The 23,893-nt window shown below is 65.1% G+C and carries 29 protein-coding genes; 14 read left to right on the top strand and 15 right to left on the bottom strand.

All coding sequences use genetic code 11. The features are described from left to right. Window positions 1–6: 6 nt before the first annotated feature. The 3 genes from RE429_RS10905 to RE429_RS10895 form a co-directional block, all read right to left on the bottom strand. Window positions 7–177, bottom strand: coding sequence for a hypothetical protein (locus RE429_RS10905; protein WP_414470806.1), 171 nt, complete (start codon window positions 175–177; stop codon window positions 7–9). Window positions 178–852: 675 nt separating this feature from the next. Then, window positions 853–1,680, bottom strand: coding sequence for a pseudouridine synthase (locus RE429_RS10900; RefSeq protein WP_414470805.1), 828 nt, complete (start codon window positions 1,678–1,680; stop codon window positions 853–855). Between the two features lie 19 nt (window positions 1,681–1,699). Next, window positions 1,700–2,962, bottom strand: coding sequence for a Glu/Leu/Phe/Val family dehydrogenase (locus RE429_RS10895; protein ID WP_414470804.1), 1,263 nt, complete (start codon window positions 2,960–2,962; stop codon window positions 1,700–1,702). Window positions 2,963–3,668: 706 nt separating this feature from the next. On the opposite strand from RE429_RS10895, the gene RE429_RS10890 reads away from it, so the two are divergent. Together RE429_RS10890 and RE429_RS10885 are read left to right on the top strand one after the other, a co-directional pair. Then, complete coding sequence (locus tag RE429_RS10890) at window positions 3,669–5,354, top strand: C1 family peptidase (RefSeq protein WP_414474168.1); 1,686 nt, start codon at window positions 3,669–3,671, stop codon at window positions 5,352–5,354. Between the two features lie 262 nt (window positions 5,355–5,616). Next, entirely contained in the window at window positions 5,617–5,952 is a 336-nt protein-coding gene (locus RE429_RS10885; RefSeq protein ID WP_414470803.1) for a hypothetical protein, read from the top strand. Window positions 5,953–6,002: 50 nt separating this feature from the next. Here RE429_RS10885 and aqpZ read toward each other — a convergent pair whose 3' ends face one another. From aqpZ to RE429_RS10870, 3 genes are all read right to left on the bottom strand, one after another. Further along, on the bottom strand, window positions 6,003–6,755 hold the full coding sequence (aqpZ, locus tag RE429_RS10880; RefSeq protein WP_414470802.1) for an aquaporin Z: 753 nt from the start codon (window positions 6,753–6,755) through the stop codon (window positions 6,003–6,005). Between the two features lie 83 nt (window positions 6,756–6,838). Further along, a complete protein-coding gene (locus RE429_RS10875; protein ID WP_414470801.1) occupies window positions 6,839–7,435 on the bottom strand; it encodes a hypothetical protein in 597 nt (198 codons plus the stop codon). A gap of 201 nt (window positions 7,436–7,636) precedes the next feature. Further along, window positions 7,637–9,022 carry a PLP-dependent aminotransferase family protein gene (locus RE429_RS10870; RefSeq protein ID WP_414470800.1) on the bottom strand — a complete coding sequence of 462 codons (1,386 nt, stop codon included), beginning with the start codon at window positions 9,020–9,022 and terminating at the stop codon, window positions 7,637–7,639. 197 nt (window positions 9,023–9,219) lie between these two features. Here RE429_RS10870 and RE429_RS10865 point away from each other — a divergent pair, with 197 nt between their 5' ends. The 5 genes from RE429_RS10865 to RE429_RS10845 all read left to right on the top strand — a co-directional run bounded on the left by RE429_RS10865 (window position 9,220) and on the right by RE429_RS10845 (window position 13,088). Next, the gene (locus RE429_RS10865; RefSeq protein WP_414470799.1) at window positions 9,220–9,651 is read left to right on the top strand and encodes a DUF983 domain-containing protein; all 432 of its coding nucleotides are present in this window, start codon (window positions 9,220–9,222) and stop codon (window positions 9,649–9,651) included. Window positions 9,652–9,933: 282 nt separating this feature from the next. After that, entirely contained in the window at window positions 9,934–10,515 is a 582-nt protein-coding gene (locus RE429_RS10860; RefSeq protein ID WP_414470798.1) for a GbsR/MarR family transcriptional regulator, read from the top strand. Between the two features lies 1 nt (window position 10,516). Next, a complete protein-coding gene (locus tag RE429_RS10855; RefSeq protein ID WP_414470797.1) occupies window positions 10,517–11,941 on the top strand; it encodes a cytochrome ubiquinol oxidase subunit I in 1,425 nt (474 codons plus the stop codon). 17 nt (window positions 11,942–11,958) lie between these two features. Beyond that, a complete protein-coding gene (gene cydB, locus RE429_RS10850) occupies window positions 11,959–12,966 on the top strand; it encodes a cytochrome d ubiquinol oxidase subunit II (protein WP_414470796.1) in 1,008 nt (335 codons plus the stop codon). Further along, entirely contained in the window at window positions 12,966–13,088 is a 123-nt protein-coding gene (locus RE429_RS10845) for a DUF2474 domain-containing protein (protein WP_414470795.1), read from the top strand. Before cydB ends, RE429_RS10845 begins: the two co-directional genes overlap by 1 nt. 46 nt (window positions 13,089–13,134) lie before the next feature. Here the strand turns inward: RE429_RS10845 and RE429_RS10840 are convergent, their stop codons facing one another. Together RE429_RS10840 and RE429_RS10835 are read right to left on the bottom strand one after the other, a co-directional pair. Next, window positions 13,135–14,112, bottom strand: coding sequence for a bile acid:sodium symporter family protein (locus RE429_RS10840; protein WP_414470794.1), 978 nt, complete (start codon window positions 14,110–14,112; stop codon window positions 13,135–13,137). Between the two features lie 81 nt (window positions 14,113–14,193). Continuing rightward, on the bottom strand, window positions 14,194–14,346 hold the full coding sequence (locus RE429_RS10835; protein ID WP_414470793.1) for a hypothetical protein: 153 nt from the start codon (window positions 14,344–14,346) through the stop codon (window positions 14,194–14,196). A 125-nt stretch (window positions 14,347–14,471) separates the two neighbouring features. Between RE429_RS10835 and RE429_RS10830 the strand changes: the two genes are divergently transcribed. The 3 genes from RE429_RS10830 (at window position 14,472) to rnk (RE429_RS10820) (ending at window position 16,659) form a co-directional block, all read left to right on the top strand. Beyond that, entirely contained in the window at window positions 14,472–15,185 is a 714-nt protein-coding gene (locus RE429_RS10830; RefSeq protein ID WP_414470792.1) for a FadR/GntR family transcriptional regulator, read from the top strand. Between the two features lie 353 nt (window positions 15,186–15,538). Further along, window positions 15,539–15,988, top strand: coding sequence for a GreA/GreB family elongation factor (locus RE429_RS10825; RefSeq protein ID WP_414470791.1), 450 nt, complete (start codon window positions 15,539–15,541; stop codon window positions 15,986–15,988). Between the two features lie 233 nt (window positions 15,989–16,221). Further along, the gene (gene rnk / locus RE429_RS10820; protein WP_414470790.1) at window positions 16,222–16,659 is read left to right on the top strand and encodes a nucleoside diphosphate kinase regulator; all 438 of its coding nucleotides are present in this window, start codon (window positions 16,222–16,224) and stop codon (window positions 16,657–16,659) included. A gap of 132 nt (window positions 16,660–16,791) precedes the next feature. On the opposite strand, the gene RE429_RS10815 is transcribed toward rnk (RE429_RS10820), so the two are convergent. The 4 genes from RE429_RS10815 to RE429_RS10800 form a co-directional block, all read right to left on the bottom strand. Beyond that, a complete protein-coding gene (locus RE429_RS10815; RefSeq protein WP_414470789.1) occupies window positions 16,792–17,208 on the bottom strand; it encodes a transcription elongation factor in 417 nt (138 codons plus the stop codon). Between the two features lie 98 nt (window positions 17,209–17,306). After that, on the bottom strand, window positions 17,307–17,771 hold the full coding sequence (locus tag RE429_RS10810; RefSeq protein WP_414470788.1) for a RidA family protein: 465 nt from the start codon (window positions 17,769–17,771) through the stop codon (window positions 17,307–17,309). 116 nt (window positions 17,772–17,887) lie between these two features. Next, window positions 17,888–18,766, bottom strand: coding sequence for a polyamine aminopropyltransferase (gene speE, locus RE429_RS10805; RefSeq protein ID WP_414470787.1), 879 nt, complete (start codon window positions 18,764–18,766; stop codon window positions 17,888–17,890). 417 nt (window positions 18,767–19,183) lie between these two features. Continuing rightward, window positions 19,184–19,690, bottom strand: a complete 507-nt coding sequence (locus RE429_RS10800; RefSeq protein ID WP_414470786.1) for a PTS sugar transporter subunit IIA — start codon at window positions 19,688–19,690, stop codon at window positions 19,184–19,186. Between RE429_RS10800 and RE429_RS10795 the strand changes: the two genes are divergently transcribed. Together RE429_RS10795 and rnk (RE429_RS10790) are read left to right on the top strand one after the other, a co-directional pair. Then, entirely contained in the window at window positions 19,689–19,838 is a 150-nt protein-coding gene (locus tag RE429_RS10795; protein WP_414470785.1) for a hypothetical protein, read from the top strand. The two genes, RE429_RS10800 and RE429_RS10795, sit on opposite strands and share 2 nt — an antisense overlap. Window positions 19,839–20,318: 480 nt before the next feature. Continuing rightward, window positions 20,319–20,819 (top strand): nucleoside diphosphate kinase regulator, encoded by a 501-nt coding sequence (rnk, locus tag RE429_RS10790; RefSeq protein WP_414470784.1) that lies wholly within the window; start codon window positions 20,319–20,321, stop codon window positions 20,817–20,819. A 42-nt stretch (window positions 20,820–20,861) separates the two neighbouring features. Here rnk (RE429_RS10790) and RE429_RS10785 read toward each other — a convergent pair whose 3' ends face one another. The 3 genes from RE429_RS10785 to RE429_RS10775 form a co-directional block, all read right to left on the bottom strand. Continuing rightward, window positions 20,862–21,209, bottom strand: coding sequence for an HPF/RaiA family ribosome-associated protein (locus RE429_RS10785; RefSeq protein WP_414470783.1), 348 nt, complete (start codon window positions 21,207–21,209; stop codon window positions 20,862–20,864). A 328-nt stretch (window positions 21,210–21,537) separates the two neighbouring features. Beyond that, window positions 21,538–21,726: a hypothetical protein gene (locus RE429_RS10780; RefSeq protein ID WP_414470782.1), complete on the bottom strand. Its 189-nt coding sequence runs from the start codon at window positions 21,724–21,726 to the stop codon at window positions 21,538–21,540. 166 nt (window positions 21,727–21,892) lie between these two features. Next, window positions 21,893–22,096: a hypothetical protein gene (locus RE429_RS10775; protein WP_414470781.1), complete on the bottom strand. Its 204-nt coding sequence runs from the start codon at window positions 22,094–22,096 to the stop codon at window positions 21,893–21,895. A gap of 180 nt (window positions 22,097–22,276) precedes the next feature. Between RE429_RS10775 and RE429_RS10770 the strand changes: the two genes are divergently transcribed. Together RE429_RS10770 and RE429_RS10765 are read left to right on the top strand one after the other, a co-directional pair. Beyond that, window positions 22,277–22,465: a hypothetical protein gene (locus RE429_RS10770; protein ID WP_414470780.1), complete on the top strand. Its 189-nt coding sequence runs from the start codon at window positions 22,277–22,279 to the stop codon at window positions 22,463–22,465. Between the two features lie 301 nt (window positions 22,466–22,766). Next, window positions 22,767–23,714, top strand: a complete 948-nt coding sequence (locus RE429_RS10765; protein WP_414470779.1) for an aldo/keto reductase — start codon at window positions 22,767–22,769, stop codon at window positions 23,712–23,714. The last annotated feature ends 179 nt before the right edge of the window (window positions 23,715–23,893 follow it).

Below are 23,893 nucleotides of genomic sequence, written 5' to 3'. Positions count from 1 at the left end.
TGCGGATCACGCCGCGCTCGGTCCGGGATCGTTGTTGTCGTCGTCGGGTTGCGCCGGCTCGCAGTTCTTGTCCGGCGCCGGACGTGGCCGCGGAACGAAGCGGATCACGTTTCCGCCGGGCTGCTCGGTCTCCGGGGCAATCGGCTCCGGTTTGGTTTCTTCTCGGGAATGATGCACGGCGCGGTCTCCAGGGTGTCGAGTGCGGGTCTCAGCGAGGGCCGTCCGGAGAACCTGTCCCAGGAAAGCGGATGAAGGGGGGCCTGCGTCGCCACGCATGGGACTTCTGTCCGGACCGCCTTCCAGACTCGCTGGATGCACGGACTTACGCTCCGCAAAGCGGAGCACGCGTTTGAAAAAATATTGAAGCATACCGCCGCACCGGATGCACCAGCATCCGGCCTCACAAGACGTCCGAAAGTCGAGGATCTTAGTCCAGCTAACTTGGAGCGCCCCGAACTCGGAGCGCGGATATGCGTCGAGCCCGGGGCTACTTGCCCGCGATGAGGTTGCCTGACCGGTGCAGGCCGCGACGAATGTGTGCGAAGCTCAACATGATGCCTGATGCTCGTACAGATTCCGGCGCTTGTCAAATCGGGAGCCGGAGGCCGCTCTCGCGCATCGGACGCGGGACCTAGAGCATCGGACCCAAAAGTGGAATCCACTTTTGGGATAGAATCCGATGCTCCCACTCTAGAAGAGCGCATCGTTCTGGCGAAAAACCGGGGCCACCTTGTCGCAAGAACGAGGCGCTACAGCATCGGACGTGACATCGAACCCACATCCGATGCTGTCAGTCGATGCTTTTGAGCATCTTTCCACGCAAAACCGGTTCCCACTTTTGCGTCCGATGCTCTAGGTCGCGTCCCTTGCCGTGCCCCGGGACGCGTTCCTGCCTGTCGGGCCACTGAAAGTGCGGGCCGGCGCGTCGAGCCGGGCCTTCTCGTCCGCCGTGAGATGACGCACCGCGCCCCGGGCGAGATCGCCCAGCCGCACGCCGCCCACATCGATGCGCACGAGACGAACGACCTCCGTCCCGACGGCGGCGAGCAGACGGCGAATCTGCCGGTTCTTGCCTTCGTTAAGAACGATCTCGAGCCACGCATTGCGCGTGCCGCTCCGCAGCACCCTCGCGGCCTTTGCGACCAGGCGCTCCCCGTCGAGCACCATGCCGTCCAGGATCGGCTCGAGCGCGGCCTGGTCCAGTTGGCGGTCGATCTGCACGTGATAGGTCTTCTCGACGTTCGACGCCGGATCCAGCACCCTCTGGGCCCAGCGGGTGTCGTTGGTCATGAGCAGCAATCCCTCGCTCGCCTTGTCGAGGCGCCCGACGGGCGTGAGGAACGGGAGGTCGAGCCCCTCCAGGCAGTCGTAGACCGTGGCCCGCTCCTGAGGGTCGTCGCGGGTCGTGACGAGCCCGCGCGGCTTGTTGAGCATCAGGTAGACCTTGCGCTCGGCCGCGACAGGCTGGCCGTCGACCGCGATGCGGGCGCGTCCGGGATCGACCCGGACGGCGGGGTTGCGCGCGATCCGGCCGTCGACGCGCACACGCCCTTCGGCGATCAGCGCCTCGGCCTGGGTCCGCGAGCAGAATCCGAGCTTCGACAGGGCGCGCGGCAAGCTGACCACCGCGTCGGAATGACGCCGTGGCCCGCCTGCGCCCCGCGATCGGGGCGGTGTCATGATGATGGGCTCTCGGCTCTCAGCTCGTGAAGAACTGCTGCGTTCCATGCGCCTCGATGGCGCTGGCGAGACGGGAGAGCGCATGCACATAGGCGGCGCTGCGGAGCGAGATCCCCTTGTCCTGGGCAAGCGACCAGATCGCCTGGCCTTCCCGCTCCATCATCGTCTGCAGCCGTGCATGAACCTCATCGACGGTCCAGTAATAGCCCTGCCGGTTCTGCACCCACTCGAAATACGAGACGGTGACGCCGCCCGCATTGGCCAGGATGTCGGGAAGAACGATGACGTTCTTGCGGGTCAGGATCGCGTCCGCTTCGGGCGTGATCGGACCGTTGGCGAGCTCGAGGACCACACGGGCCTTCACGCCTTCGGCATTGCCCTCGTGGATCATGTCCTCCAGGGCCGCCGGCACGAGGATATCGCAATCGACGGAGATCAGCTTTTCCGCCGGCAGCGCGGAGACGCCGTCCGATCCCGCGAGGGCCGTGACGCTCCCCTGCCCCTTGGCGGCGAGCAGCTTGCCGACATCGAGTCCCGTCGGGCAGTGGATCGCCCCCTTGGAGTCGGAGACCGCGACGATCGTGTATCCGTCCTCGCCCAGGAGCCGCGCAATATGCTGGCCCGCATTGCCGAAGCCCTGGATGGCGACCCGGGCGCCGGGCGCCAGTCCGAGCTGCTGCGCCAGGTGCCGGACGAGATAATATCCGCCGCGCGCCGTGGCGTCGTCGCGCCCCAGCGAGCCGCCCAGGGCGATGGGCTTGCCCGTGATCACGGCCGGCGTCGCGTCGCCCACGATGGAGGCGTATTCATCGGCCATCCAGCCCATGACCATGGAATTGGTGTAGACGTCGGGCGCCGGAATGTCGCGGTCGGGCCCGATGATCTTCGAGAAGGCCTGGATATAGGCGCGCGAGAGGCGCTCGAGCTCGGCCTTCGAGAGCGTGTGCGGATCGACGCGAACGGCGCCCTTGCCGCCGCCGTAAGGCAGGTTCATCACGGCGCATTTGAAGGTCATCCAGAAGGCAAGCGTCTCCACTTCCTCGATCGTGGAGTCGGGGTGGAAGCGGATGCCGCCCTTCGTGGGGCCGCGCGTATCGTCATAACGGCAGCGCCAGGCCATGAAGGATTTGCGGGAGCCGTCGTCCATGCGGATCATCAGGCGGACTTTCGTCGTCTCACGCGGATATTTCAGTTTTTCCAAGACGTCCGCATCGAGATCGAGGTGCCGGGCTGCCTCGTCGAGGCGTGTCAGGGCCTGGTCCAGCATGGAGGCTGCTTGCAATCTATCTTACTCCTGTCTTTTGTTTCAGATCGGGCAGGTTGCCGTTACGGAAGTCTTAATGGCGGCTTCCACGTTAAAGCGCAACAGTTTCGGGTCGTTTCCCGGCTACGGAAAACGCATGGCAGCCAGGAGAATTCGAGGCAGGAAAGCAGCCAAGCCTCCGCCCGGCTAGCGCCTCGGGCTGGCCGGTTCCGCACGGCCGCGCTTCCCGGGTCGACGGCCAGGCTTAACCGTGAGATGATCCCGCAAAGGGGCGATCGACGTCTGCGGTGACATCATGGCACGAGCGCGGGGCACATCGAACGCCGGCAAAGGATCCAACAGCAAGGGATCCAACGGCAAGGGATCCAGCAACGACGGATCCAGCAGGAAGGACCGGACCGCGGGTTCCTCCGGAAAGGCGCGGGCGGTTCGGAACGCCCCGCGATCCGCTCTCACGGGTCAAGCCGGCGACATCCCGAGCGATGCGAACGCCGGCATGGTCTCCACCCCGCCGTCCATTCGCGTCGGCAACCGCGAATTCTCCGGATCGAAACAGAAGCTCGGTCCGCATGTTCTCGATATTCTGCCGGACATGCCGGATATCCGGGACCGCATTTATCTCCCTCATCTCAGAGCCCTGCTACCCGGCATCTATCCGAGAATCGCATTTCCGGTCCGCAACCAGGGCCGGGATTCGAGCTGCACCGGTTTCGCCCTGGCTCATGTGATCGACTTCCTGCGCTCCCGGGAGGTCGGACCGGACCGACCCGAGCCCGTCAGTTCGCGCATGCTCTACGAGATGGCGAAGCGCAACGACGAGTGGGAGGGCTCCGCCTATGAGGGATCGAGCATCCGGGGAGCGCTGAAGGGCTTCTACCAGAACGGCGTCTGCAGCGATGCGACCGCGCCGGACAAGCCCGGCATCAAGCGTTGGGCGCTGACCTACGACATGGCGAAAGAGGCGCGGGAAACCCGGCTCGGCGCCTATTTCCGGGTCCAGCCGGACATCAGCGACTACCATGCGGCGCTCAACGACATCGGCGTCATCTACGCATCCGCGCAGATCCACTCCCATTGGGACACGCCGAAGGACGGCCTCATCGAACCCGGAGGCGACCCGGCCGGCGGCCACGCCTTCGCGATCGTGGGCTATGACGAGACCGGCTTCTGGGTTCTCAATTCCTGGGGGGCGGAATGGGGCGTCAACGGCATCGCCAAATGGACCTATGCCGATTGGGCGAACACGATCATGGATGCCTGGGTGCTGCAGCTCGGAGTCCGCGCCCCCGCCGCGTTCGGGGCCGCTCCGGGCGTCACCCCGTCGAGCGCCACGGGCCTGTTCGGTTTCAACGAACCGACGCGCAGCGACATCATCGGCCACTACACGAATATCGACGACGGAACCCTCGTCACGTCGGGCAAGTACGGATCTCCCACGGACGCCGAGATGCAGGAGACCGTCGAGCGGCTGATCGACCCCGCCTCCAACGGCCACCAGGGCTTCGACCATCTCGTCATCTACGCGCATGGCGGGCTGAACACGCTCGCGGCCGAGGCCCAGCGCATCGCTATCTGGAAGAGGAACGACATTTACGGCCGCAACCGCATCTACAACTTCCATCTGATGTGGGGCTCGGGGTTCATCGACGAGGTCTTCGGCCAGCTGTCGCAATCGCCCGCCGTCGGTTGCGCCGGCGGGCGGATCTCCGACTGGTTCTTCGAGGCGGGCATCGGCAGGCAGACCGGCTCGTATGCCTGGAGAAACATGAAGCAGGACTCCCTGATGTCGTTCAGCGGCACGCCCGAATATGACGGCGGGTTCAAGGGATTGTCGCCGCTCCTGTCCGGCCTCGACGGCGCGGCCCGACGCCCCAGGCTCCATCTCGTCGGGCACAGCGCCGGAGCCATCGTGCTCGGATACCTGTTGTCCGCCCTGGAGCGCTTCAGGCTCAAACGGCTGGAGCTCGGATCGGTCCATCTGATGGCGCCGGCCTGCACGACCGAATTCTTCAAGGAGCACTATGAACCTTATCTGGCCGGCAAGGGCGGACTGAGGCTGCAGGACCGGATCTACCTGTACAATCTGACGGACCGGCTCGAGCAGGACGATACCGTATCGGCCAATTTCCCCCTGCTTCCGTCCTATGGCCACTCGCTGCTCTATCTGGTTTCGAGAGCCTACGAGCAGGCCCCGAACACGCCCCTTGCGGGCATGCAGATCTATGCCCGCGGGCTGGGGTCTCACGCGAAGCTCGATATCGCCTACTCGACCGGCAACGGCGGGAAAACCGCCTCGCGCAGCCATGGCGGCTTCGACAACGACGCCGCGACGCTCGGGACCATCATGTCACGGGTTCTCGGAAAGGCCGCCCCCTACCCCCCGAAGGCCGACGAGCTGACCGGGTACTAGCGCCTCGTGCGAAAAAGTGGCCCCGGTTTTTCGCGAGAACGATGCGCTGTTCTATAGGGGGAGCATCGGACGCAAAAGAGGGAACCTGTTTTGCGCAAGAACGGTGCGCTCATTTATGAAGGGAGCATCGTGCGAGGTCTTCCCTTACGCAAAATGCAGCGTTCTGACGCATTCGGCCAAGACCGCGTCACATCGGGTCAAGCCGCATCGGCGCGACGGCCTATAATGGCCCTCGATGTGCTCATTGCTGCGGAGAAACGACATGGTTCGGTTCGCAGGCCTTCTGGCATTGCCCCTGCTCGCTTCGGTCGCCTGGGCGGAGGGGGTCCCGCGCTTCGACATCGCCGCCATGTGCCGGGCCGCTCCGCGCCTGGACGCCAACGACAAGGACACCGACAAGAACTGCGTCCGCGACGAGACCGAGGCGCGGACCGAGCTGGAGCGGGAATGGGCCGGATACGATGCCCGGCTGCGGGCGAGGTGCACCAGCGAAACCAGAATCGGCGGCTCCCCGAGCTATGTCGAGGTGCTGACCTGCATTCAGGAGGCGAGCGCCAACGCTCCGCCGGCCGCGCAGCGCCGTGCGCGCGGCAAATGAAGCGGAAGGCCCTGTTCTCGCTGCGCGCCCGAGACCCTCGACGACACCGCTCATTCCGCCGGGGCCGGCGGCGAGACGCCGGTGACCTGGGCGGAAGGCTCCTCGCTGAGCCAGCGGTAGAGCACGCCGCCGAGCGCACCGCCGAGAAGCGGCGCGAGCCAGAACATCCAGAGCTGCCCCAGCGCCCAGCCGCCGACGAACAGCGCCGGCCCGGTGCTGCGGGCCGGGTTGACCGAGGTATTGGTGATCGGGATGCCGACGAGATGGATCAGCGTGAGGCCCAGGCCGATGGCGATGGGCGCGAACCCGGCCGGCGCCTTGCCGTGGGTGGCCCCCATGATGATGAACACGAACATCATGGTGAGCACCACCTCGGCCACGAAGCCGGAGATCATGCTGTAATGGCCGGGGGAATGCGCGCCGTAGCCGTTGGCCGCGAACCCCTTGGCGAGATCGAAGCCGGGAGCGCCGATGGCGATGGCGTAAAGCACCGCCGAAGCGATGATGGCTCCCACCACCTGGGACACGATGTAGGGCAGGACGTCCTGCCTGGGAAAGCGGTTGCCCGCCGCCAGGCCGACGGTCACGGCCGGGTTGAGATGGCAGCCCGAGATGTGACCGATGGCATAGGCCATGGTGAGCACCGACAGTCCGAAGGCGAACGCGACACCCAGAAGGCCGATGCCGACCTGGGGAAACGCGGCGGAGATGACGGCGCTGCCGCAGCCCGCGAAGGTGAGCCAGAAAGTGCCGATGCCCTCGGCGACGCATTTGTGCAGATTGGTGGGATTGCGCAGATCCATGGAACGCTCCTTGGATTCATCACGGCGAACCTTCGGGCGGCGTCGCGGCGCGATGCGCTCGAAGGTTCGACGCGATGCACGTATTACCGGCTCACGACAGTTCCGCGTGCCCGGCCGCCCGGCGTGCTGCACGAGCATCCGTTTCCTACGGTGGAGGGCGATATCAAGGCACAGGTGCGGACCTGGGTCGCACAATAGCCGCCGACACCGGACGAACTCTGGTACGGGTAATTGTAATACGGATATGTTGCGGCGGCTCCCAGCACGCTGCCCGTGACGAGACCGGCGCCCAAGCCACCGTAGTAATTCCCGTAGTAGTTCCCGTAGTACGGATAGCGACCGGCATACCGGCCGTAATACGGGTACCGGCCGTAACGCCCATAATAGGGATAGCGTGCGTAGTTGCGGCCATAGCGCCCGTAACCGACACGGTTGTCGAAGCGGTTGCCGCGATAGCCGACCGACGCCCGGCGGAAGCCCCCCGTTCCCGGACGGACGGCAGAGACACGGTTCATCCCGCCGCGCGGGACGTACATCCGATGTCCTCCATATCCTCCGCCGCCGAGGCGGGCTCCGCCTCCCCCGAAGCCGCCGCCACCGCCGCGGCGCGCCTCCGCATCACCTGGAATGAGAAGAGCACTCATCAGCAGAGCGCTCAGTATCAAGAGCATTCGCTTCATGGCCACGCTCCTTCTTGGCGGCATACGACAGGCGCGATCAGGACGCGATCGCGCGGAAAATGCATGATCGCCGCTTTGCGGAATGCTGCTTGATCGTTTGAGACACGGCTTGCCAGTTTCTGACACCCTGACGCCGCTCCCCGGCAGCCGGGCACGGACTCGCCCCGCCCCGCATCGGTCGGGAGGCGCCGTTAAGCCGGGTTACACGATCGACGAGAGAGCGCTCGGTCCGTGTGACAGGACCGTCGCCAGCAATCCGAGGCCCCGCTCCAGCATGGCTTGGCTCGGCGCCGCCCCGAGGGAGACCCGGATGGCGTCGGGCGCGGGCCCGACCGCGAAGGCCTCGCTCGGCACCAGGGCGAGCCCCGATTGCCGGGCATAGAGGTTGAGGTCGGCCCGATGCCAGCGGTCCGGCAAGGTCAGCCACAGGTGATGTCCTTCCGGGTGGCTCCTGAACACGAGTCCTTTCAGCATCCGGCCGGCAATGGCCTGACGCGCCGCGCTTTCCGCGCGGACCGCCGCCGTCACGTCATCCAGGGTCCCGTCCAGGATCCACTGCGAAGCCAGGGCCGCCATGAGAGGCGGGACCATGAGGGTCATCGCGCGGATCTCCGCTGCAAGCCGCAGCGTGTCCGACAATCCGGGCGTGACCACGTAGGCTGTCCGGAGCGCCGGGGTCGCGCATTTCGACAGGGTGGCGATATGCCAGGTGACATCAGGCGCGAGGGACGCGATCGGCGCAGGGGCCTGCCGGGGCAGCGCGCCATAGGCATCGTCCTCGATGATCGTGATGGCATGCCGCCGCGCGACCCCGGCGATGGCCTCACGCCGCCAGGTCGACATCGTTGCGGTCGTGGGATTGTGAATGGTCGGGACGCAGTAAACCGCCTTCGGCCGCTCACGCGCGCACAGTTCCTCCAATGCGGCGGGATCGAGCCCCTCCTCATCCATCGCCACGGGGATCAACCGAACCCTGAGCTGCTCGGCGATCGCCCTCAGGCCCGGATAGGTGAGATCGGGAACGCAGAGGGCGCCGCCCTCCGGGGCCAGGACGCGCACGACCGCATAGAGCGCCGTCTGCGCCCCTCCCGCCACCACCATGCGGTCGACGGGAACCGCACCGAGGCGCGGCGCGAGCCATCGGGCGCCCGCGGCGCGGTCCGGGCCGGCTCCGATGCTCTCCTGGTAGTGAAGATGCATCGGGCCCTGGGGCCCGTTCAGAAGACCGGCGATCCCATCCTGAATGCGCTCCCGCAGCTTCGCCTCCGGGGGCTGCGGCGGCATGTTCATGCTCAGATCGATGATCGGAGATCCGGAACGGGCGGCCTCGTCCCGTGCCGAGGCCCCTCCCCGCACATAGCTGCCCCGCCCCGTATTGGCCTCGATCAGTCCCATCCGGCGCGCCTCGTTGAAGGCCCGGGTGATGGTGGTGAGGTCCACCCCGAGCACCTTCGCGAGCAGACGCTGCGCCGGCAGGCGCTCACCCGACCTGAGGCGGCCGGACTGCACATCGGCGCGGAGCGCCCTGGCGATGGCCAGGTATTTGGGTCCGCCGTCCTTCTCGATGCGCGGCGTCCAGGACAACATGCTTCCTTGACCTTCTTGTCTTGCAAATGTATGGCTCAGGCACGACATACATCATATCCGCGCCGCGCGGGCACAAACCCATCCACAACAGCCCATCGGTGCGACCCAGAAGGGAAATTATCGTAAATTGTATGGATCGTCAAACCATACATTGACATTCGTCCCGCACGCCGGGTCGCAGATCTGAAGGAACCGACATGACCATGAACCCCTCGGCCCGGGAGGCCATCTTCAAGCACGGTCTCCTGTGCCGCTGCCCCCGGTGCGGCAAGGGCCGTCTGTTCAACGGATTCCTCAAGCTCGCCCCGCGCTGCGAGGCCTGCGGCCTGGATTACTCCTTCGCAGACCCGGCCGACGGCCCCGCCTTCTTCATCATGATCATCATGGGCATTCCGGCGGCGGGATTCGGCGTCTGGATCGAGGTCATGTGGGAGCCGTCCGTCTGGGTTCACCTGCTCACGTCGGGGCCGTTCCTGCTGCTGACCTGCATCCCGCCGATCCGCATCGCCAAGGGCATGATGGTCGCGAGCCAATACTTCCACAAGGCCGAGGAGGGCCGCTTCGCCGTCCCGCAGAAGGCCGCAAGGGACAAGCCCATGCCTCCCGGGCAGACGGTCTCCGATACCTGAGCCGACCCACGCCTGCCCTCACAAGCGGATCGGGCGCACTGTCCGCGGCCCGCCCCTGCCCTCGCCGTCATGGCCGCACTCGATGCGGCCATTCACGTCTCGGGCATCCCGGCGCCATGACGACGGGGATGCCTGGCTCGAGGCCGGGCATGACGACAAAGGACCATGACGACAAAGGATATTGCGTCCGCGCTCCAAATCCGGCCACGGCGTTTGGGCCGCACTTGACTTAAGTTCCCTCCCGTCCGAAGTTTCAGAAAATACTGAAATTTCGGAATCGTCATGAATCTCCCTCCCCTCGTTCAAACCTTCGTGCTCCACTTCGGCGAGATGGGATCCCGCTGGGGGATCAACCGGACCGTCGGGCAGATCTATGCCCTGCTGTTCGTCTCGCCCGACGCGTTGAACGCCGAGGACATCGTCGAGCGGCTCGGCGTATCGCGCTCGAACGTGAGCATGGGCCTCAAGGAGCTCCAGGCCTGGAACCTCGTGCGGCTTCAGCATAAGCCCGGCGACCGGCGCGAATACTTCTCCACGCCAGACGACATCTGGCAGATCGTTCGCAGCCTCGTCGAGGAACGCAAGAAGCGCGAGATCGACCCGACCATGACGCTCCTGCGCGAGGTTCTCATGCAGGAGCCCGCAAGCGCGGAGGAGCGTCATGCGCAGGAGCGCATGCGCGAGATGCATGATCTCTTCGAGCTTCTGACGGGCTGGTACGCCGACGTTCGGCGGCTCGACACGGAGCGCCTCGTCCAGCTCCTGACGCTGGGCTCGAAGGTGCAGAAGATCCTGGAAATCAAGGATCGCCTGTTCGTCGTTCCAGGCTCCCGGAAGGGCCGCAGCGACGCCAAGGATCAGTGACATGTTCGATCAGTTCGACGCGCTTCTCCTCGCGCGCTTCCAGTTTGCGTTCACGGTCTCGTTCCACTTCATCTTCCCGGCGTTCTCGATCGGCCTGGCGAGCTATCTCGCGGTGCTCGAAGGGCTCTGGCTGTGGACCGGGCGCGAGGTCTATCTCAACCTGTTCAAGTATTGGCTCAAGATCTTCGCGCTCGCCTTCGCCATGGGCGTGGTGTCCGGCATCGTCATGTCCTACCAGTTCGGCACCAACTGGGCGGTGTTCTCGGACAAGGCCGGGCCGATCATCGGCCCCCTGATGGCCTACGAGGTCATGACCGCCTTCTTCCTGGAGGCGGGCTTCCTCGGCATCATGCTGTTCGGCATGGGCCGCGTCGGCCGGAGGCTGCACTTTTCCGCGACGCTCGCGGTCGCCGTCGGCACCTTCATCTCCGCCTTCTGGATTCTCTCGGCCAATTCCTGGATGCAGACCCCGGTCGGCTACATGGTGAACGAGGCCGGGCAGTTCGTGCCCCAGGACTGGTGGGCCATCATCTTCAACCCGTCCTTCCCGTACCGCCTCGTGCACACGGTCATGGCGGCCTATCTCACCACGGCCCTCGTGGTCGGCGGCGTCGGCGCCTGGCATCTCCTGCGCGACCGCGCCAACAAGGGCGCGCGGGTGATGTTCTCGATGGCCATGGGAATGGTGGCGCTCGTCGCCCCGCTCCAGATCCTCGCGGGCGACATGCACGGCCTCAACACCCTCGAGCATCAGCCCGCCAAGGTCATGGCCATGGAAGGGCATTTCGAGAGCCATCCGGACGGCGCGCCGCTGATCCTGCTCGGCATCCCCGATCAGGAAGCCGGCACAATCCGCAACGCCATCCAGATCCCGAAGGCATCCTCGCTCATCCTCAAGCACGATCCGAATGCGCCCCTGAACGGGCTCGACACGGTCGATCGCGCCGAATGGCCCTATGTCCCGGTGGTGTTCTGGTCGTTCCGCATCATGGTGGGCCTCGGCTTTCTGATGCTCGGCCTGGGAGCGATGAGCCTCCTCGCCCGTGTCCGGGGCCGGCTCTACGACTGGCGTCCCCTGCACTGGTTCGCCCTTTCGATGGGGCCGTCGGGCTTCGTCGCGGTCATCGCCGGCTGGGTGACCACGGAGGTCGGCCGCCAGCCCTTCACGGTCTACGGCCTTCTCAAGACGGCGGCATCGGCCTCGCCGCTCGAGGCCCCGGCCGTGGCCGCATCGCTTCTGACCTTCATCGTCGTCTACTTCATCGTGTTCGGCGCGGGCACCGGCTACATTCTCAAGCTGATGGGCAAGCCGCCGCATCACGGAGAGAGAGGGCCCGAGGCCGGCCCCGATCACCCGATCCGCGCGGCCGGCATCACTCCGGCGCCCGCCGTCGATCCGAACCGCACCCTTGGCGCAGAGACCTGAACGCGGAGACCTGAATCATGACCGCTTTTCTCGATCTTCCGACCCTCTGGGCCTTCATCATCGCGTTTGCCGTCTTCGCCTATGTGGTGATGGACGGTTTCGATCTCGGCATCGGCATCCTGTTCCCCTTCTTCGAGCCGGGCCCGGAGCGCGACAGCGCCATGAACTCGGTCGCCCCGGTCTGGGACGGCAACGAGACCTGGCTGGTCCTGGGCGGCGGCGGCCTCATGGCCGCCTTCCCGCTCGCCTATGCGATCATCCTGCCGGCGCTCTACGCCCCGATCATCGCCATGGTCCTGGCGCTGATCTTTCGCGGCGTCGCATTCGAGTTCCGCTGGCGCGATCCCGGCCATCGGCGCTACTGGGATTTCGCCTTCACGACCGGCTCCATCGTGGCGACGCTGGCGCAGGGCATCACCCTCGGGGCGCTGCTCCAGGGCATCGCGGTCGAGGGCCGGGCCTATGCGGGCGGCTGGTGGGACTGGCTCACGCCTTTCAGCCTCCTGGTCGGGTTCAGCCTCGTGATCGGCTACGCCCTGCTCGGCGCGACCTGGCTGGTGATGAAGACCGAAGGCGTGGTCCAGGATCACAGCTATCGCCTCGCGGGCAAGCTCGCCCTCGGGATGATCGCCTGCATCGGCGTCGTGAGCGCGGCGACGCCGTTCCTCAGCGCGGCCTATTACGAGCGCTGGTTCGACTGGCCGCAGGTCCTGTTCACCGCGCAGGTGCCCCTGCTGGTGGCCCTCTGCTCCGGGGCGCTGCTGGTGGGCCTGGCGCGCCGCTGGGAATACTGGCCTTTCCTTTTGACCCTGGCCCTGTTCGGGCTCTGCCTTCTCGGGCTGGGAATCAGCATGTTCCCGCACGTGGTGCCGAGCGCCGTCACCGTCCATGAGGCCGCGGCCCCCCATGCCAGCCTGCTGTTCATGCTGGTCGGCGCGAGCGTGCTGCTTCCGATCATCCTGACCTATACCGGCTATTCCTATTGGGTCTTCCGCGGCAAGACCGGTCCCGAGGGGTACCATTGATGCATAACCCGAGCGAACCCCATTCCGCCTTGCGCCGCTGGCTGTGGTTCATCGGCCTGTGGGCGGCCGGCGTCGGCACGACGGGAGCGGTCGGCCTCGTCATCAAGTTCTGGCTGGCCTGAAGACCGCGCGGCGGCGACCGTCTCCGCGCCGTCCCCGCACGGTGGGCTAGGGAGACGTGAACTCGGCGTCGTCGCCGGATGCATAGCGGCGGGCGAGCACGGCTCCGACCAGAATCTGGATCTGGTTGTAGAACATGATCGGCAGAACGATCATGCCGAAACCCGGAGCGGCCGCGAACAGCACCTTCGCCAGCGGCAGGCCGGATGCGAGGCTCTTTTTCGAGCCGCAGAACACCGCCGCGATCTCGTCGCCCCTGGAGAAGCGCAGGCGCCTCGCGGCAAAGGCCGTGAAGGCCAGGACAACGGTCAGCAGCAGGAGGCACAGCACCGCCGTCAGAGCGACCGATGCCGGCGGAACCCGCGACCACAGGCCGTCGACCACGGACTGCGAGAACGCCGCATAGACGATCAGCAGAATGACGGCCTGGTCGAGCTGGCCAATCCGGTGTTCGTGCCGTGCCATGATGCCGGCGAGCCAGGGACGCGCGATCTGTCCCGCCATGAAAGGAAGCAGGAGCTGGACGACGACGTCGGTCAGCGCCGTGCCGAGATCCATGCCCTGATCGACGGAACTCCTTGTGAGAAGCGAAAGCAGAATGGGGGTCAGCAGAAGTCCGAAGACATTCGAGGCGGCGGAGCTGCAGATGGCCGCCGGGACATTGCCGCGCGCCATGGCCGTGAAGGCGATCGAGGACGACACCGCCGACGGCAGGGCCGCGAGATAGAGGAAGCCCAGGAGCAGATCCGCCGGCAGCCAGGCGCGCGGCAGGATGCCGAACGGCGCCACGGCCAGGGGGAACACCAGGAACGTGATGGCGAAGATGAACAGGTGAAGCCGCCATTGGACCAGTCCTGCGATCACCACCTCGCGCGGGAGGGCCGCACCATGCACGAAGAACAGGAGCGCGATCCCGAGGATTCCCAGGGTGTCCAGAATCCCGGCGCTCGCTCCCTCGGCCGGGACCACGGCGGCGAGAGCCACCGCCGCCATGATGAGCAGAAGAAACGGATCGATCTTGCGCATTCGTGAGTTCCAATCGGATCGTTGAAGGCGGACCGGCGGATGAGCGGCGGCTCCGGGGGCCGCCAACCGGCTGCGTTCGGCTCAGAGGGTCCGGAAGAAACCGTCGACGACGATCCACACGAACATCGGATACAACGGGAGCCCCACGATCGTGCCGATCAGACGGCCGAGGCGGACCGCCGGGTCGGCACTCGGCTCATCCCCGATCAGTTTTTCGAGCATCGTGGTTTTCATCGGACAATCTCCTCGGGCTTCGTGCGACCTTCTCGCGGTGTCTCGCGCCGCCCGGGCCTTTCGCGCCGGGAGCCGGAGTGATAGATACGGCCGATCTGGATTGGTCTATAAATTGGTCTGGAGACATGCCAGGAACCCGGCTCACGGCGGAGGCTGCGACACGAAGGCTCCGCGCCCATCTGAGACAGCAGGCCTATCGGCCCCAGGACCGGCTCGAGCCGGAACGGATTCTCGCGGCCCGGATCGGCTGCAGCCGGGAGACCCTGCGCAGCGCGCTCGCCGTTCTGGAGAGGGAGGGGGTGATCTGGCGTCATGTGGGTCAAGGCACCTTCGTAGGACCGCGCCCGGCGCACGAGCCGATCCGCCCATCGGTTCTGGCCGAGATGGCCTCGCCGGCCGACGTGCTCGACGCGCGCCTGCTGATCGAGCCGCCCATTGCAGGCGGAGCGGCGTTGCGGGCGAGCGCCGACGATGTCGCTCTTCTCCGCAGTCACGCGCTCGGGAGCAGCGCCGCGCCCGACTGGCAGGCCTACGAGCAGGCGGACGATGCCTTTCACAAGGCCATCGCACGGATCACTGGCAATCCGCTGCTGATCGCGTTTCTCGATGTCCTGTCGTCGGTGCGGGGCCGCGCCCGCTGGCAGAGGCAGCACGATCTCGCGTTCCGCCGGGCCCGCAAGAAGGAATACGCCGCCCGGCAGGGACGCATGCACATGGCCATCGTCGAGGCCATCGCCGCACGCGATCCCGCGGCCGCGCAGGAGGCCATGTTCGATCATCTGAGCGCCGTGCGGGCGATCATGGTGCATGAGACGGCCGACCGGGACGAGCGCGCATGACGGTGTGCCATCCCTGCGCGCGAGCGCTCCGGATCAGCCTATAGTCCCATGCCCGAAGCCCGCCGGAACCTTGCATTTGCAGGCGGCGGGGCTATGTTATCGGTGTCATGTTCAAGCTCGTGAAACCTCTTCGCTTCATGGCGCACGCGGGCTGCCTCAAAGCAGGCGGGTAGGCCCCGACGGCCGGCTGGACCCTTGGGTCGCCGGCACTCGGGGGACATGAATTCTCAACGAGACCAACCATGAGCCGTCGCCGGTGCCGCCGGGCACATGGCGGTCCGTTTCCTGTGCCCGATCCGCCGGAGCGCACGCCCTGCACAGCCGGCCGGAGGACCGCTCCTGAGGAGGCTTCCATGAACGCGCAGCACGATCTTCCGCCGATTACCCTTGCGACCAGCGATTACAACCGCCTGCTGTTCACGGCGATGATGCGGCAGAAGCAGAACCGCCGGATACCCGATTTCCTGCTCAAGGAACTGCGCCGCGCAACCGTCTGTCATCCGGCAAGCCTGCCCGAGGATGTGGTCTCCACGAATTGCCGCGTGATCTATCGTCTCGACGGCGAGCCGAAAACCCGTGCGCATCTGCTCGTCCATCCGGAAGACCTGATCTGGCCCGGGGCGGAGATCTCCGTCACGTCCCCTCTCGGAACCGCACTTCTTGGCCTGCGCGTCGGCGCCCGCATGCCTTTTGCGGAAACGGACGGACACCCCCACGAAGTGTACGTGGAGGGCATCGGCCTGCGTTTCCTGGACGACGGTTCGACGGTCACGCGCAGTCCGGGCGGCCTCGCATGGGTGTGACACTCGTGCAAGCATTCCGACAGGATCAGAATGCTGGCACTATCTGTTCGATGAAGCATCGTTTTCTTCGCGAAGAAACGGTTCCCACTTCTTCGCACGATGCGCCGGAGCATCGGACCCGAAAGAGGAAACCACTTTTGGGATCTATTCGATGCTTCCTTGTCAGATGAGCGCATCGTTCTGGCGAAAAACCGGGGCCGCTTTTTCGCACGATGCGCTATGCGGATGACATCATGATGAGACGAGAAAACCTGCCACCCGTGACGATTGCGGCGGGAGACTACGAGCGTCTGACCGGGATCGTGACGGTCGGCGCGAACGATCCGCGCAATCGCCCCGCCGCCGCGATGCTCGCGGGTGAACTGATGCGCGCCACGGTCGTGACGGATCGCGCGGTTCCCCGCACCGTCGCGACGATGCATTCGCGCGTGGAGTTCCGCGACGACGTGACCCTGGACGTTTGCTGCGCCACTCTCGTTTATCCCGGCGAGGCGGACGACAAGCCGGACCGGATCTCCGTGCTTTCTCCCATCGGAGCCGCTCTCATCGGTCTTCGCGAGGGCCAGTCGATCGCATGGCGCACGCCGAAAGGATGGCGCAGTCTGACTTTGCTGCAGGTTTTCTATCAGCCCTACGGACAATTCGTCGAACCGTGGCGAGAGCGATCGTGATCCGGTCGGTCGCCGGGCTGCGGCGCCCGGCGATCCCAGGCGCCGGGGCCGAATGAGCGCCCTGGAGCAACGCACGAGGCTTGGCGACGTGCGAACGAGCGGACCGTTGCCGGTGCCGGATCGCGGCTCCGGTCAAAGGGGCACGAAGCCCCCGACCACGCGCGGCCCGACCGCTTCGATCTCGACGCAGGCGTCGGCCGCCTCCCCGGAGCCGAGCAGCGGCATCCTGTCGCCGGCGCGCAGTCCGAGCAGGGAAAGCCCGACCGGCGTCAGGACCGACAGCTCGGCCGGCGGCCACATGTGATCGTCCGGGTGGATCAGCATGCGCTTTTCCGATCTGTCCTCGCCGGCGAGCCGGTAGGTCACGAACGTGTCAAGCGCCGCGACGTCGTCGGGAACGTCGTCCGGTGCGCAGATCGTGGCCCGTCGCAATTCGCGCAGAAGCGGCGTCGCGAGCGGGTGCATCTGTCCGGCGAGATGTTCCGCCGTCCGCGCGAGCCGCTGATGATCGCGCCGCGTCAGCGTGATCGGCGGCAGGAGAGCACTCATCGTCATCACCTCAATCCAGATACGTCAATCGGCGGGCCGAGAGCATCGTGCGGAAATGTGGATTCCCCTTTTCACACCCGATGCTGTGGCAGGCCGCTCTACGGAACGGCCCCGCTGCCCCCGGGCGGCGATGGATTTTCACCGGGAAGGATCGCCGTCGCGGAGATCGCCACGATCGCGGCAGGGTCGACGAGGCCGGAAACCTCCACCAGGGCCATGGCCGGGTCGTGGCTCCCCATGATTTCCCGATAGACGACGCCGAGCTCGGGAAGCCGGGTCCTGTAGTGATCGATGTCGAGCACATACCAGGTCATCTGCGCGATGTGCTCAGGGGCCCCGCCCGCCTCCGCGAGGACCGACCGCACGTTCCGCAAGGCCTGGCGCGCCTGCGGGACGAGCCCGATCGTCGTCACCCTCCCGGCATTGTCGGTGGCGATCTGACTTCCGAGGAACACGAACGTCCCCGTCCCGGCCACCGCGTGCGAATAGCCGTGCGGGCTCGGCCACTTGGGCGGATCGATCCTCCGAAGCGGCGTCGCGGGGCTTGATGAAACGATCGTCATGGTGTCCTCCTGGCGGGCTTCGCGATGCATGCAGCCTGTGCGAAGCCGTGTTGATCGGGTGCGATGAGGAATTTCCCGGGACGGCGCTCCGTCCTGCGCGGCCGCCGTCCCGGGTCTCAGGACCCTGTTTTGAGGAACCCCGGACTCATCGGCGTCTCGACTCTGGAGGAAAACGCGGGGGCCAGCGCGAAGGCGGCCCTGTGCACGTCCGGCGTGTAGTAGTGCGTCGGACCCTGCAGCCGATAGAATCGGTCCCACAGGACGTCGTAAGACGGTCTCAACCCCTCGCGCGTCTCTCCCGCCGCGACGAGCGCGAGCATGCCGCCCGCGCAGGTCGGGACCGGCGCGAGATACGGCCGCACGCCCGCGAAGGAGCCGGACAGGCGTTCGCAGGCCATCGTCACCTCCTCGGACTGGAAGAACGGCGCGCCGCTCTGAACGACGATCACCCCTCCGGGACGAAGCCGTCTTTTGCACGCCGCGTAGAACGCCGCCGTGAAGAGCGACTCCCCCGGGCCCATCGGGTCCGTCGAGTCGATGACGATGACGTCGAACAACTCCCCGGTCTCGCGGATGTATCGCGTCCCGTCCATGACCAGTACGGTCGCCCGCGGGTCGTCGAAGGCTCCGCCCGATACCATCGGCAGAAAGCGCCGCGACAGGTCGATCACCTCACCGTCGATCTCCACCAGGGTGACATGCTCGACCGGATGCTTCAGCACTTCCTTCAGGGCGCCGCCATCGCCTCCTCCGATGATGAGAACGTCCCGCGCCGAGCCGTGAGCCATCAGCGGAACATGAGCGATCATCTCGTGGTAGATGTGGTTGTCGCGTTCCGTCAGCTGCACGGCGCCATCGAGCACCAGCACCTTCCCGAAGGCGTCGTTCTCGAAGATCAGCACGTCCTGGAACTCGGTCCGCCAATGATAGAGCACGGTGTCCATGCTGAGCATCTGCCCGTAATGCCCGCAGAGCTTTTCCTGAAACCACGTCATAGGATCACTCCCCGTTCGTGGGCGGCCGGCGTGACCATTCCGGGCAGGCGCAGGTCCGGGGCGGCGATCGCGCTGAGGCGGGTGGTTTCGGGCATTCATGTCTCCGCTGGCAGAGTTTCTGCCGATTGCAACAGAGGGAGCGGCGCGGTCGAAGGGGACCGCGAGTTCAGGCCTTGGCGGTTCATCGAAGCTGCGGTTCATCGAAGCGATGAAGCATGCCGCGACACCGGGTGCGCCAGCATCCGGCTTACAGGCCGTGTGGAATGGAAGGATCTTGCGCCCCGAACCCGGGGTGCGGATGCACGTCGGGCTCGGGGCTACTTGCCCGCGATGAGATTGCCTGCACGAAGCAGGCCGCGACGATATTGTGCAAAGCTCAACATGATGGGTCGATGCTGGTATACATCGCTCCGTTTGTCAAATCGGCGCTGTTTTCGTCATACGGCCGTCGACGGAGGCTGAAGTGTGACCGGCACGCCATGCGTCGCTTGTCAGCACGACATGGATCGCCTCCGCATCCGTCGCCGACCGGAGGCGCGTCGCGACCTCGCGATCGCGCAGGCGACGCGCCACGCAGGCCAAGGCCCGCAGATGGGTGGATTCGTCCCCGTCAGGGCTCAGCAGCAGGAACATGAGATCGGCCGGAATGCCGTCCGAGGCGCCGAAGTCGTGCCCGGGATTCAGCCGCGCGAAGATTCCGACAGGCCGCGCAAGCCCCGGAATGGACGCGTGGGGGATCGCGACGCCGCGTCCGAAGCCGAACGTGGAGACTCCCCATTGCTCCAGAACGGCGCGGCCGATGGCGTTGCCGTCCAGCCCGGTCTTCGCTGCCGCGACACGGGCAAGTGCATCCACGGCATGTGGGACATCGCGCGCGCGCAAGCGCGGCATCACACATGCGGGAGAAATCAGAGATGCCATCATGGTGTCCCCCATCGTCGAGCAGGCCCGGTTCCCGAGGCCATTCGGCTCCAATATCGACATCGGCATGGGCTTCGGGCGGGGTGCCGCCGCGGGTTTACGGGCCCGTTTGGAAAAGATCATTCCGAACCAGCATTCGCAGGATGAGTAGAAGCGCTATCATGATATTACGGCAACGCTTCTCTGCAAGGTAAGTTCAAGAACAGGCCGGAAACTATCCTTTAGGGCTTCATGCAACGGACTATCGCTCCGTTCACGCGATCGTGGAAACCACAGACTTGAATCGCCGAGTTTTCAATCTATCTTGAAAGCATCATGCTTAATTTCATCAGCGCTCGCTCTATACCCCTCATTGCTTCAAGCCGCTGATCCCGGGCGCAAGAGACCTGGCTTGCCCCGGGAACGCGTGCCCGTCGGCATGCATGCATTCCACGATTGCGGCTCGTTCGAGCCGATCTCCCCGGTTCATCCGCGAAAATGTCCAGGCGCATTCATCCGGGAATTCACCAGAGCATCGGACGCAAAAGTGGAAACCGGTTTTGCGTGGAACGATGCTCAAAAGCATCAACTGACAGCATCGGATGTGGGTCCGATTTCACGTCCGATGCTGTCGCTGTTTCAGGAGTACGAGGTGTCCACGCCTTCCATCGTCCCGATGATGACGTCCATCGATCATGCACATCTCCGGCGCATCGCATCGGCCGGCATGCGGATCCGCAGGGCCCCCCCTTCGGCGCAGATCCTTGCAATCGAACTGGAGCGGGCACGCGTGGTCGATCCGGTGCGCCTTCCTTCGAACGTGATCTCCATGCACTCCGTATTCGACTTCCGCGACGGCATTACCGAGCAGCTGCGGCGCGCCATGCTGGTCTACCCAGGCGAGGAGGATGCGGGACTGGGGCGGATCTCCGTCTTGTCGCCTCTCGGCGCCGCGCTGATCGGATTGGCGGAGGGGCAATCCCATCGGTGGCGCAGCGCCACGGGCGCCCAACGGACATTGCACGTCATCCAGGTGGTTCATCAGCCCGAACGGGAAGAAATGTCCCAAGGCAACATGATGCAAGGGGATATTCTGAAGGACGCAGAGGCGCCGGTGCGCGACAATTCGGGTCGCATCCGCACGATGCTCTAACAATGCAAGGGGCCGGAGGTATCCTCCGGCCCCGAAAGGAATTTACGCCGTCGCCGAGACGGACGCCTGATCCCTGGAGCGGTCCTCCATTCGTTGCCTTCTCCGATGGAGCTGTCGACCGATCTTCCCGAGCGCCTGGTCGAAGGCTTGATGACAATCGCCCGCGACCGCTTCCGCGATGATCATCTTGAGAGTGCCGACCTGCAGATTGATGATGCACGAATAGGAATGACCATCGCGGCCGAACCCGACCGTCGCGTGGTTCAAGCTCCCGAAATGCGATCCGGCGACATGCAGGAGCCCTTCCTGCACCTTGGAGGGCAGCGCCTCGTCGAGCTCGATATTGCGCCCTTTGACTTTGATCGCTGCGTTTGCACCATTCTGTTTCATGGCTATCTCCTTCATGGAATTGCGACATGGAAGTTTGCGAGACGAGGCACCCACCTCGTCCGACGTCCCCGGACTGCAATGTCCGGAAATCGGAATGCGTATGATCTGATCGGACGGCCGATCCTGTAGGAACACCAGGGGCACCGTGCAGCGGCTCTTGGCAGAATGCGCTTGCAGATGCCGCAGACGTCCCGTCGAACGCGCTTCAACATCGATGATCTCCTGTCGCGAGCCGATGCTCGCCGTGATGGTCCCGTGAGGGAGGCGCAGCGCGAAGGGACTGACGTCTGCGGTCATTCATCCGCACCGCGCTCGCCTTGAAATTCGCCTATCCCCTTCCGCCGAGACGGAACGTGTGCGTTGCGGCCACATGGGCGGCGAGAATGAGCGTGAGAGATGCACAGACTCCCAGAACGCTGACGGAGGCTGCAAAACCGAACATCTCTCCAAGGATGTCCCAGAAGACGAGTTGTGCGAGCGTTAAGGTGAAAAGGACCGCAAGAATGACAACCGACATGACCTCACCGTTCGGCCGTCTCAGTGAGACGCCGATGCTGAATCGATGATTGTGTTCGCAAGCAAGCCCGCGCATCGGATTGTTTCACGATGCGGATGCGAAAGAGGTTATCGCTGGTCGGGCTACTGCCGTGTACCGTTCATCCCCGGACAGAAAAGTCCGGGGCTCAGGCTCCCGTCTTCAGACGGCCTGCGCGGAAAGCGGAAATGGTGCGGATCGCGGACATGACCCGCTCAATCTCGGCTTTGTCATCGCCGAAGTCAAGGACGTTGGCGGCGCGCCGGACAATGCCGTTTGACAAAGCCCTGCGCGTGCCTAATCTCGTCGCGCCATGCCGACCCATCCGCACCGCATTCGTGGCCTTTGCCACGCCGGAATCCTGATCGCAGGACAGTCGCGCATCGTGCGAAAAGTGGCCCCACTTTCTCGCACGATGCGCTAGCGATGCAACGGGCCCTTCAAGAGCGAGCGCTCGACCGACATTCTGCAAGAACAAGCAGAAAGGCTTCGGCTGGTGGAATTCATGGGAAAAGAATCGAAGAGACGATCATTGAGCTACCGGGTCTCGACGCCCGATGAGAGAGCCAAGCGGCAAGCCGAGACGGCGAAGCGATCGGAACGCATCGCGGCGCTGAAGGCGCAGGGTCTCAGCAACGTCACCATCGGGATCCGCCTGGGCTTGAGCTCCAGCACCGTCGGCCGGATTGCGCGGGAAACCGGCAGGCGGCGGCACGACTGATTCCTGAAGAGTCATGGATCTAAGCTCCCGGCACGACGTTAGAGCCTCGAACGCAGAACCGGTTCCCGGTTTAGCGTGAAAAGGTGCGCGAGGACCTTCGCTTATCGCACCGGAAGTAAGTTCGATGTCACACCCGATGCTGTGGGCAGACGACAGGGGGTATGAACCGGAGATCCGAACACGCAGGCGAGAGCCCTGTGGAGCTGAACCGTCCGCACCGATATCGTCGGTTCGCATCGCACCATATTCCGGATACAGCTTCGCATCCCCGGAACCAGCAGATTCACGATAGGATATTTCAATGGACAAGCGCCGGCTCGGCCGTTCGGACCTCATGGTTTCGCCTCTCTGTCTCGGCGGCAACGTTTTCGGCTGGACCGCCGACGAGACCACCTCGTTCAAGCTCCTCGACGCCTATGCGGCCGCAGGATTGAACTTCATCGACACGGCGGATGTGTATTCCTCCTGGGTTCCCGGCCACGCGGGAGGCGAATCCGAGGCCATCATCGGCAAGTGGATGAAGGCTCGCGGGAACCGGTCCACGCTGGTCGTCGCCACCAAGGTCGGGTCCGAGATGGGGCCCGGGAAGAAGGGGCTCTCCAAAGCCTATATCCGCTCGGCGGTCGAAGCCTCGCTGCGGCGGCTGCAGACGGACTACATCGACCTCTACCAGTCGCACCGGGACGATCCGGATACGCCTCAAGAGGAGACCCTCGAGGCCTATGCGGAGCTGATCCGGGACGGCAAGGTGCGGGCGATCGGCGCCTCGAACTTCACGGCGGAGCGCCTGCGGCAAGCGCTGGAGACCAGCGCGAAGCACGGTCTGCCGCGCTATGAGAGCCTTCAGCCGGAATACAACCTGTACAACCGCGCCGGTTACGAGAGCGAGCTGGAGCCCCTTTGCCGAAGCCAGGAGATCGGGGTGATCCCCTATTACGGCCTCGCCAGCGGGTTCCTGACGGGCAAATACCGGTCGGAAGCGGATTTCGGCAAGAGCCCGCGCGGCGGCCGGATGAGCGCCTATCTGAACGAACGCGGCAGGCGCATCCTCGCGGCCCTGGACGAGGTCGCCGCCCGAAAGAGCGCGAATGTGGCGCAGGTCGCCCTGGCTTGGCTGATGGCGCGGCCCGGACTGACGGCGCCGATCGCCAGCGCCACGAGCCTCGAGCAGATGTCGGATCTCGTGGCATCGACACGGCTTCACCTCGATTCCGGCGACATCGAACGGCTCGACCAGGCCAGCGCCTAGAGCATCGGACGCAAAAGTGGATCCGGCTTTGCGTGGAAAGATGCGGCAAAGGCAAGGACAAGAGCTGCCGTGTCATCCCCGTCCCCGTCATGCCCGGCCTTGAGCCGGGCATCCACGTCTTTAAACCGCCGAGGCTCCCAAGACGTGGATGGCCGGGACAGGCCCGGCCATGACGAAGG

The organism is Microvirga sp. M2 (genome assembly GCF_047497095.1).
Lineage (GTDB): Bacteria > Pseudomonadota > Alphaproteobacteria > Rhizobiales > Beijerinckiaceae > Microvirga.
The sequence above is the reverse complement of the archived record's forward strand: the minus strand, read 5'-3'. Positions and strand labels throughout refer to the sequence as shown.